This is a genomic window from Mesomycoplasma sp., from assembly GCF_056854695.1.
Map to the genome: position 1 here is coordinate 45,680 of NZ_JBXGGF010000008.1, position 9,869 is coordinate 55,548.

At 29.1% G+C, this 9,869-nt stretch carries 6 protein-coding genes; 1 reads left to right on the plus strand and 5 read right to left on the minus strand.

Going from position 1 to position 9,869, the window contains the following annotated elements:
* Positions 1–120: 120 nt before the first annotated feature.
* The 4 genes from ACJHWB_RS02060 to ACJHWB_RS02075 are packed head-to-tail and all read right to left on the minus strand — an operon-like array spanning position 121 to position 7,941.
* Positions 121–768: a signal peptidase II gene (locus tag ACJHWB_RS02060; RefSeq protein ID WP_483132848.1), complete on the minus strand. Its 648-nt coding sequence runs from the start codon at positions 766–768 to the stop codon at positions 121–123.
* Positions 755–3,409, minus strand: coding sequence for an isoleucine--tRNA ligase (ileS, locus tag ACJHWB_RS02065; RefSeq protein WP_483132849.1), 2,655 nt, complete (start codon positions 3,407–3,409; stop codon positions 755–757). Before ileS ends, ACJHWB_RS02060 begins: the two co-directional genes overlap by 14 nt.
* A 1-nt stretch (position 3,410) precedes the next feature.
* Positions 3,411–6,017, minus strand: a complete 2,607-nt coding sequence (locus tag ACJHWB_RS02070; RefSeq protein WP_483132850.1) for a DNA topoisomerase (ATP-hydrolyzing) — start codon at positions 6,015–6,017, stop codon at positions 3,411–3,413.
* The gene (locus tag ACJHWB_RS02075; RefSeq protein WP_483132851.1) at positions 6,007–7,941 is read right to left on the minus strand and encodes a DNA gyrase/topoisomerase IV subunit B; all 1,935 of its coding nucleotides are present in this window, start codon (positions 7,939–7,941) and stop codon (positions 6,007–6,009) included. The genes ACJHWB_RS02070 and ACJHWB_RS02075 overlap by 11 nt, the downstream gene beginning before the upstream one ends.
* 114 nt (positions 7,942–8,055) lie before the next feature.
* Here ACJHWB_RS02075 and gap point away from each other — a divergent pair, with 114 nt between their 5' ends.
* Positions 8,056–9,072: a type I glyceraldehyde-3-phosphate dehydrogenase gene (gene gap / locus ACJHWB_RS02080; RefSeq protein ID WP_483132852.1), complete on the plus strand. Its 1,017-nt coding sequence runs from the start codon at positions 8,056–8,058 to the stop codon at positions 9,070–9,072.
* 167 nt (positions 9,073–9,239) lie between these two features.
* Here gap and ACJHWB_RS02085 read toward each other — a convergent pair.
* Positions 9,240–9,869: hypothetical protein (locus ACJHWB_RS02085; protein WP_483132853.1), on the minus strand; the 630-nt coding region annotated here is incomplete at its 5' end.

The window sequence follows — 9,869 nt, forward strand, 5'->3', positions numbered from 1 at the left end:
TGAATTATAGTTTTTTATAATAGTTTATATCCTTTAATAAAAAATGAATTATTTTAATATTAAATTATTTATTTATTTATTTTTTAAAAAAACAAGAATGTTCTAAACAAAATTTCTATTTTATTCTTTGTCTGATTCAAAATTATTTAAATTAAAATTATCAACTTGATTAGAATTGTTTGTGCTTTTTTTACTATTTGAATTTTTATATTTCTCCAAAATATAATCAATAAAATAACTCAAAGCAAACCCGGATGGTCCTAAAAAAATAAAGACATCTGCAAAATTAAAGGTTCCATTATCTCGATAAGGAATAAATATTAAGTCTTTAACTCCATTATTATTAATAAATCGGTCTAATTCATTTCCTCAATTACCCGCCAATAAAATAGAGAAAAAAAATACATATGCATAACGTTTTGAAAAAGGAATGGAAATTAACAAAAAAACCGTTAATGCAAAAGCAAAAATATGGATACCTTCAAAGCCGATTAAATCATTAATTTTAGTAGTTACTCCATAGTGTAAGAAAGGTCTAAAACCTATAAAACCCCAGTCATACTGTTGTGCTAATTCTGAATTTTTGTATTGACTGTCACTAAAAACTAAATTTTTGCTCAATTGATCAATCAAAAGACAAACTAAAACAATTATAAATGAAATAACTATATTTATAAAAATTCTTTTCTTGCCTAGTTTTCTAATTTGCTCTTGAAATTTAACTTTAACTTTGTTTGTGATCTTATTGATTAAATTAACTTTGTTCACTATAATCCTTCAAAAAACCCAAACAACGTAAACATAAATTGCCTTCTGCATTATCAAAGTGGTTTCAACAACGTTGACACTTAGATGACTCAAATTGGCTAACTTTAAATTCTGAACCAAAAGTTACTTTCCCAACCATCAAAAGTGTTTGTAAATCAAGAGATTTGATAAATTCAGATTTTGTTTCAATTTCCACATGAGCTTCATTTGAACGTTTGATTTGGCCACTATGGATTGCTAATTCAACAAGTTTGTAAACAGTATCTTTAAGAACAAAAAACTCATTTCATTGTTCTTCAAGTTTTTCATCAAAATGAGCTGATTTGAAAAACTCTTCTAAAAATATAGACTCTTTTTTATTTTCTTTGTTAATAAATTTATAAACTTCTTCAACTGTGATTGGCAAGATTGGTGCTAACGCTATTGCTAAAACATTTAAAATTTCATAGAGATTTTTTTGAATTGCTCTTCGATTTAAATTATCTTTGCTATCTGCATACAAACTATCTTTTGTAATTGAAAGATAAAAGTTAGACAAATCGACAACAAAATTATTAATTTCTTTAACAACACGGACAAACCGATAACTTTCATAAAATTTAATAACATTATTCTTAAGTAAATTTATGCGATTTGCAATAAATGCATGAATTCCTTCGCGAGCAAAATCATCATCTTTATAATCAACTAAATTATTAATTAAAAAACGAATAGTATTGCGAATTTTTCGGTAAACCTCAATATTTTGCTCTAAGATTTTTTCTGAATAGAAAACATCATTAAAATATTCACTATTAGCTACTCATAATTTCAAAATATCACTTCCATATTTGGAAATAATTTCAAGTGGACTAACTCCATTTCCTTTGGATTTAGACATTTTATTGCCATTGCCATCAACAATAAATCCGTGAGATAAAAGTTTTTTATAAGGGGCACTTCCATAGTAAATATAAGAATTAATTAATGAAGAATTAAACCAACCTCTATATTGGTCAGAACCTTCTAAATAAAGGTCATAAGGAACTTTTTGGCCTTGTAGATCAGCAGCCATAAAACTAGAACCTGAGTCAAACCAAACATCTAAAATATTGTTCTCTTTAGTTCAATTCAAACCTCTAAATTCAGTTGGCAATAGTTCGTCTACTTCTTTTTTAAATCAAATATTACTTCCGTGTTCAGCCACTAAATTGATTACATAATCAAAAATTTCTGGTTTATCTAAAATAGGATTTCCTTGCTCATCATAAAAAATAATGATTGGGACACCTCAAGAACGTTGGCGAGAAATAATTCAATCTTTTCTTCCTGAAATCATTTTAAACAAACGTTTTTTCAGTCATTCTTCAGGGAATTCAACTTGCTCAACAGCTTCTAAAATTCCACTTTTAAGTTTTTCTACTGATACAAATCATTGTGGAGTTCCACGATAAATGACAGGTTTGTTAGTTCTTCAATCATGAGCCACAGAGTGAGTGATTCAACTTTGTTTGATTAGTGAATTTTGGTTAGTTAAAAATTCACAAATTTTTTCACTGGCTTTTTCATAAAACAAACCAGCAAATTCGCCTGCAATTTCATTGAAAGTTCCATCATTGTTAACATGCATAATCATTTCTAAATTGTTATCTTTTCCAATTCAAAAATCATCTTCACCAAAAAGAGGGGCCATATGTACAAGTCCGCTCCCTGATTCCAAAGTAACATGATGTCCTAAAACAACAGGACAAACGACTTTAGAAATTGGTTGGAAATAATTAAGGCCAACCAAATCTTTTCCTATAAATTGTTGAACTATTTTAGCACTATTTCATTTAAATAAATCAACTAGTTTGTCAAAAAGTTCAGAAGCTACTATGTAAAAATTACCTTCATATTCAAAACGAAGATATTGAAAATCCGCACCAACTGCAACTCCAGAATTTGCCACCAATGTCCAAGGAGTTGTAGTCCAAATAATAAGTTTGTCACCCTTAGAAACAAAATTATTACTTTGACTAACTTCGAAAGCAACAAAAATTGAAGGTGACTTGTGTTCGAAATATTCAATTTCAGCTTCAGCAAGCGCACTTTGACTACTTGGGGACCAAAAAACAGGTTTCAAACCTCGATAAATCAAGCCTTTTTCAACCATATTTTTAAATAATTTAAGTTGTTTAGCTTCGTATTTTTTATCATTTGTTTGATAAAAATGTTCAAAATCACAAAATAAATCTAACTCTTTAAATTGCTTCATTTGATTTTGGATTTGACTGTTTGCAAAATCATTTGCTTGCTTACGCAATTCAATTGCAGATAATTTACCAAATTCACTAGTTACTTTGTTTTCAATAGGCAAACCATGAGTATCTCAACCTGGCACAAAAGGTGTATAAAATCCTGACAAAGTTTTATAACGAACAATAATGTCTTTTAAAATTTTGTTTAAAGCATGACCAATATGAATATCACCATTTGCATAAGGAGGCCCATCATGCAAAATAAAACTTGTGTTTTTTTTGTTCTTTTCTAAAGCTTTTTTGTAAATTTTTTCTTCATTTCAAAATTGACGAAATAACTCTTGTTTTTTAGTTAGTTCCGCCTTCATTGAAAAATCGGTTGTGAAAATATTTAATGAATTTTTATAAAAATTTTTATCCATATTATTCATCCTCTTCAAATTTTTTAAGTAATGCATCGATGTCTAATTCATTAACCTGTTGCAATTTGGTTTTAGCTCTTTGCAGAGCTTCATCAAAATTAAAAACTTTATTTTGCTCATCATCACCTTTGGTTGCTTTTTGAACTTTTTGTTCTATTTTTTCTTTTGTTTTATTATTTGTTTTAGTTTTTGTATCAACCTTTAGTTCAGATTTTACTTCATTTTTTAATTCAATTTTTGCAGGTAACCTTAAAATTTTATAACATTTTTTAGAACTTGCCTTTAGACTTGTGACTTCATTTATATTATAAATCTTAATTATGTTACTAAAATCAAAAATTCCAAAATTAGAATTAAAAGTAGAGACACTCATTATTGGTTTGGAAAAATCCAGATTAGTCTCTATTTTTTTAGGCGCACTTCCACGTTGACCAAAAAGAATGTTTCCTGGTAAAAGTTGTTCAAATCTTGATCAATGATCAAAAATTAGAATCTTTTCATCTTCAAAAATCAAAGTAGTTCCAGAAATACTTTCATTTGTTCGCAAATTAATTAAGCGCACACCAGTTGAGTTTTTGCCATAAATTGGCACATCTATCTCACTAACCTTCAAACCACGATTTAAAGAAGTAAAAATTGCAATATTAGCATTATTTTTACCTAAATGACAGCTGATTAATTCATCGTTGTCTTTTAGTTTGAAAATATTTGTAATTTTGTTATGTTTGTAACTTGCAAAATTATCTAATGAAACACGTTTAGCCAAACCAGCTAAACTTACTAAAATTAATGATTGATTATCAATATTAGAAATAGGAATAGCTGCAATAATGTGTTCATTATGTCCAAAAGCTAATTTAGTTTTTAGATCAATACTTGATTGCTTAAGTTGACTCTCCTCTAGTGCATGTGGCAAAAGTGTGATTAGGTTTCCTAGGTTAGTGATGAGAAAAATTTTATCTTTTGAACTAACAGCATCAAGCGAAATTAAAAAATCTTTTTCTGCAACTGGAAACTTACTGATTTCTTCAATTATGTTAGTTTTTATAGACATTTTTTTATAAAAACCATTTTTTGAAATACCAAAAAAGAAAAATTCTTCTTTAACAAGTTCATCATAATTAATTTTAACATTCAAATTTTTGTCAACAATTTGAGTTAAACGTGGTCTTTGATGTTTACTTTTAACAGACAATAAAAGTTCAATTAAATATTTTTTAAATTCTTCTTTATCATTGATTAAAAGTTGAAGTTTTTTAAGAGTGTTTTCAAGTTCTTCTTTATCTTTTAAAAACATTTGTTGATCAATTTTTGATAATCTATACAAACGCATTTGAGCAATTGCTTCAGCTTGAAGAGGACTAAATTGAAAATACTTAATAAGATCAGCAATAACTCCAGCTTTAGAATTATCTGATGCTCGAATAACTTTAATAACCTCATCTGTAATATCAGCAACTCTTAAAAAACCTTTAGTAATTTCTAATTTTTTCTCATTTTTAGCAAAATCAAATTCCAATTCTGAGAATTTGATTTTTTCAAGATGGTCTAAATAATAACCAACTAGTTGCTTGATTGAAAGCAACTTTGGTGAATTATCACAAATTGCGATGCTATTGTATGAATAATAAATTTGCAAATCAGTTTTTTGTAAAAGATAATTAATAATTAAATCAATGTTAGCATCAGTTTCTAATTCTACATTAATTAAAATACCATTTCTATCTGATTGGTCAACAACTTCCTTGATTCCATAGACTTTTTGTTCAAATTTGATATCATCAATTTGACGAATTAAATTTGCCTTAGCAATTCCAAAAGGAATTTGACTAATTTGAATAATTCTTTGATTTTTATCTTCAATAATTTCATATTTTGCTGTTAAAGTTAGACGACCTTTACCAGTTGCAAAAGCATCTTTTATACCTTCTTTTCCATATATAATTCCACCTGTTGGAAAATCAGGTCCTTGAATAATTGAACCAAGTTCTGCAATTGAAATATCACGATTGTTTAGCATTGCTATACAACCATCTATAACTTCGCCTAAGTTGTGTGGCGGAATATCGGTTGCAAATCCCGAAGCAATTCCAATAGCACCATTAACTAATAAATTAGGAAAAATTGTGGGTAAAACAGTTGGTTCTTTTTCACTATCATCAAAATTTGGCGTCCAACTAACAACATTTTTGCTAATAAGTTCTAATAAATCATTACTAATTTCTTCTAAACGAGTTTCTGTATAACGCATTGCTGCAGCTGGATCATCATCAATTGAACCTTTATTTCCATGCATGTCTACAAGAGGAACATTCATTTTTCACTCTTGAGACATACGCACTAAGGCATCATAAATTGAACTATCACCATGTGGGTGATATTTACCAATAACATCCCCAACAACTCTAGCAGATTTTTTATAGGGTTTGTCTTTTTTTAGTCCTAAATTTCACATCGAATATAAAATCCGTCGTTGCACAGGTTTGAGACCATCTCGAACATCTGGAATTGCCCGATTTTGAATAACATACTTAGAATATCGAATAAATTTTTCAGCAACTATCTGTTCTAATGATGCATCAATAACAGCTTGTCAATTATTTTTCATAATTTGGTTTTTCTTCTCCTAACTGTTTAATAAAAGAATCTTCAAGTGAAAAGTCTACATTTTGTTCAATTCATTCCTTACGTATGTCGGCTCTATCACCCATTAAAGTATAAATTCTATCTTTGATAATATTTTCATCCGCCATTGTAACTCGAATCAAGGAACGATTTTGTGGATCCATAGTTGTTTCTCATAATTGAGCAGCATTCATTTCCCCAAGTCCTTTATATCTTTGAATTTGAGCCCCTGGTTTTTGACTTAAAAATTCAGCAAGTTTTTGCTCATCTCAAATGTATATTTCTTCTTTATTTTTATAGGTTAATTTGTATAAAGGAGGTTGAGCAATATAGACATGTCCGTTTTGAATCAAAGGTTTGAAATAACGGAAAAAGAAAGTTAAAATTAGAATTTGAATATGCGCACCATCTGTATCAGCATCCGTCATAATGATTATTTTATGATAATTTAAATTTTTAATGTTAAAACTGGTTCCAATTCCAGCACCAAGTGCACTAATGATTGCCACAATTTCTTCGTTTTTAAGCAAATCAACTAATTTAGTTTTTTCAGCATTAACTATTTTACCTTTTAAAGGCAAAATAGCTTGATAAAGTCGATTGCGACCTAATTTGGCACTTCCACCCGCTGATTCACCCTCGACTAAAAACAATTCTCTTTCAAAAGGTTTTTTACTTTGTGCTGGTGTTAATTTTCCTGATAAAATTTTTTGTTCTTTAGAAACAGACTTGCTAGTTTTGCTTTCAATTTTAGCTTGCTTTTCCTCCATTCTATTTTGATAAGATTGGTTTATATGTGAAATAATTTTGTTTGAAATCTCTTTATTTTGTTGCAAGTAGAACATTAATGAACTATAAATAACTTCTTCAGTAACAACTTTGGCCGCTGATGTACTAAGCTTATCTTTAGTTTGACCAACGAATTCCAAAATTGGTTCTGGAATTCGCAATGACACAACTCCGCAAAGCCCATTTTTAATATCAGTATATTCAAATTCCACTTTGTTTTTTACTAAGTTTTTTTGTCTTGAATAATCATTAAAAGCTCTAATTAAAGCATTTTTTAAACCATTAATGTGAGTTCCGCCTTGATTGGTCTTAACATTGTTGGCAAAACTAAAAGTTTTTTCATCAGAATCATCAACATATAAAAATGCAAATTCAAGTTCAATTTCTTGTTGTTTTCCTTTGAAAAATATAGGTTTTTCATGAATTTTATTTTTTCCTTGAGCCAAATATTCTATAAAATCAATTAGTCCTTTTTTATTTAGAAAAACTTGAGATAACCCACTTCTTTCATCACTGAAGTGAATTTCAAGATTAGAAATCAAAAAAGAAGTTTCTCGCAAACGTTGGGCGATTAAATTGGCGTCAAATTCCTGTTTTCCAAAAATTTTTAAATCAGGCCAAAAACGAACAGTAGTTCCTTGCTTTTGAGTTTTGTCAACTTCTTTAGTGGGTTGACTTAAATATCCACCATTTTCAAAAGCTGTAAAATAACTTTTTCGACCTCGAAAAACTCAAACTTCAACTTTTGAACTAAGAGCATTTACAACTGAAGAACCGACTCCGTGAAGTCCTGCAGCACTTTTATAAACATCACTAGAAAATTTTCCACCAGCGTGTAAGTCACTAAAAACTAATTCAACTCCAGTTTTACCACTTTGGTGTTTGTCAACAGGTATTCCCCGACCATTATCTGCTACTTCGATTGAACCATCTAATTTAATGGTTAATCAAATTTTATTAGCAAATCCTGCAAGCGCTTCGTCAACACTGTTGTCAAAAATTTCTCAAACCAAATGGTGGAAACCTTGCGAGTCTGTAGAACCGATGTACATTCCCGGACGTTTTCTAACGGCTTCTAGGCCTTTTAAAACTTTTAATTTTTCTGCTGAATATTCCATAACAAACTGCCTTATCAATTTAAGTTTAATATTTTACTTATTTATTTTAAACAAATTTAGGAAAGTGGTAAAATTTGTTTGATTATTTAATTATTATAGAAAAAAAGGAAAAAGATGAAAAAAATTGCAATAAATGGTTTTGGTCGTATTGGTCGACTAGTTCTTCGTCGTTTTTTAGAAGTGAAAAACAATGATGTTCAAATTGTTGCTATTAACGATTTAACTGATGTTAGTATTCTAGCTCACTTATTCAAATTCGACTCAGCGCATGGTCAATTCCAAGGAAGCGTTGAAACCTTAGTTGAAGGAAACAAAAACTTCTTAGTAATTAACGGACATAAAATTTTAGCACTTGCTGAGTCAGACCCTAAAAAATTACCATGGAAACAGTTAGAAATTGATGTTGTAGCAGAATCAACAGGAAGATTTACTTCAAAAGAAGCTGCTCAACAACACATTGATGCTGGAGCTAAAAAAGTTGTTATTTCAGCACCTGCTGGAAATGACATCAAAACTATTGTTTACAATGTTAACCACAATACTTTAACTGCTCAAGATACTATTATTTCAGGGGCTTCATGTACAACCAATGCGCTTGCACCTGTTGTTAATGTTCTAGAAAAAGAATTTGGAATTAGCCATGGTTATATGACAACTGTGCACGCTTACACAGCTGATCAAAGAATTCAAGATGCTCCTCACTCAGACTTACGTCGTGCAAGAGCTGCTGCTGCAAACATTGTTCCTTCTTCAACTGGAGCTGCAAAAGCTATTGGTTTAGTTATACCTTCACTTTCAGGTAAAATGGATGGATTTGCACTTCGTGTTCCTGTAATAACTGGTTCATTTGTTGACTTAAGCATTGTTCTAAAAAAACAACCAACTGTTGAAGAAATTAATGCTGCAATGAAAAAATACGAAAATGAATCATTCCTATATAATACTTTCCCATTAGTATCATCCGATATTGTTGGAGACCGTCATGGTTCAATTTTTGATGCAACTTTAACTAAAATTATTACTAGCCCTGAAGGACAAAGACTATACAAAGTATTTAGTTGATATGACAATGAATTCTCATTTGTATCTCAATATGTACGTCTTTTAATCTTAACAGCAACTATCAAATAATTTTTACAAATATCTTTTAACAAAAACATCATTATTTAATTTAATGATGTTTTTTATATTTTTTAAACAATTTTGTATTAATCAGTTTTGAAAAAATCTATAAAAATAAAGATAAAATGTAAAAAAGCCTAAAAAATTTAGGCTTTTAAAACAATTAATTTATTAGATTATTGCGAGTTTAATGTTCCACTTTCTCCAGTAGATATAATTTTTACATAATCATTAATGTGAGTATTTTGTGGATATTTTTTCTTCAATTGCTCTTGTAATTCTTGAAGTAATTTTTGTCGTGTTTCTGGAGTAGAGGTTAACTGAGGATTAATTTTTTCTTGAGAATGAATGTAAAAGGTTGCTAAATTAGCACCAATATTTGGATCTAGAGTATCTGGTAAATTTTTGAAAAAGTAAGCCATTTGTTGCGAAGTTGTTATTAAGTTTTTATCCAAATCTTCAAGAAACTCAGATGAAGGTTTGTTTCAAAGTGTGTTTAAAACTTTTAATTTTTCATCAACCATTTGTTTGTCTTCTTCTGTGTATTCTGATTTTCTTTTCAATAATTCTTCATCTAGTTTATTGGATTGTTCATCACTTAAACTCTTATTGTCATAGAGTTCCAATATTTCTTTTTCAGAAAGTGTTTCAATTCTCCCCAATTTTTCTTCCAAAGTCTCTTCTTTTTTAATAGGTTCTTGTTGTTCAATTTGTGGATTTTTATTTGGTTTTTCTTGAGTTAATTCTACTTTTTCTTTTGAATCAGAAATAGTTGAATCTTTTTCCTTGTTTGATTCTTCTTTTTG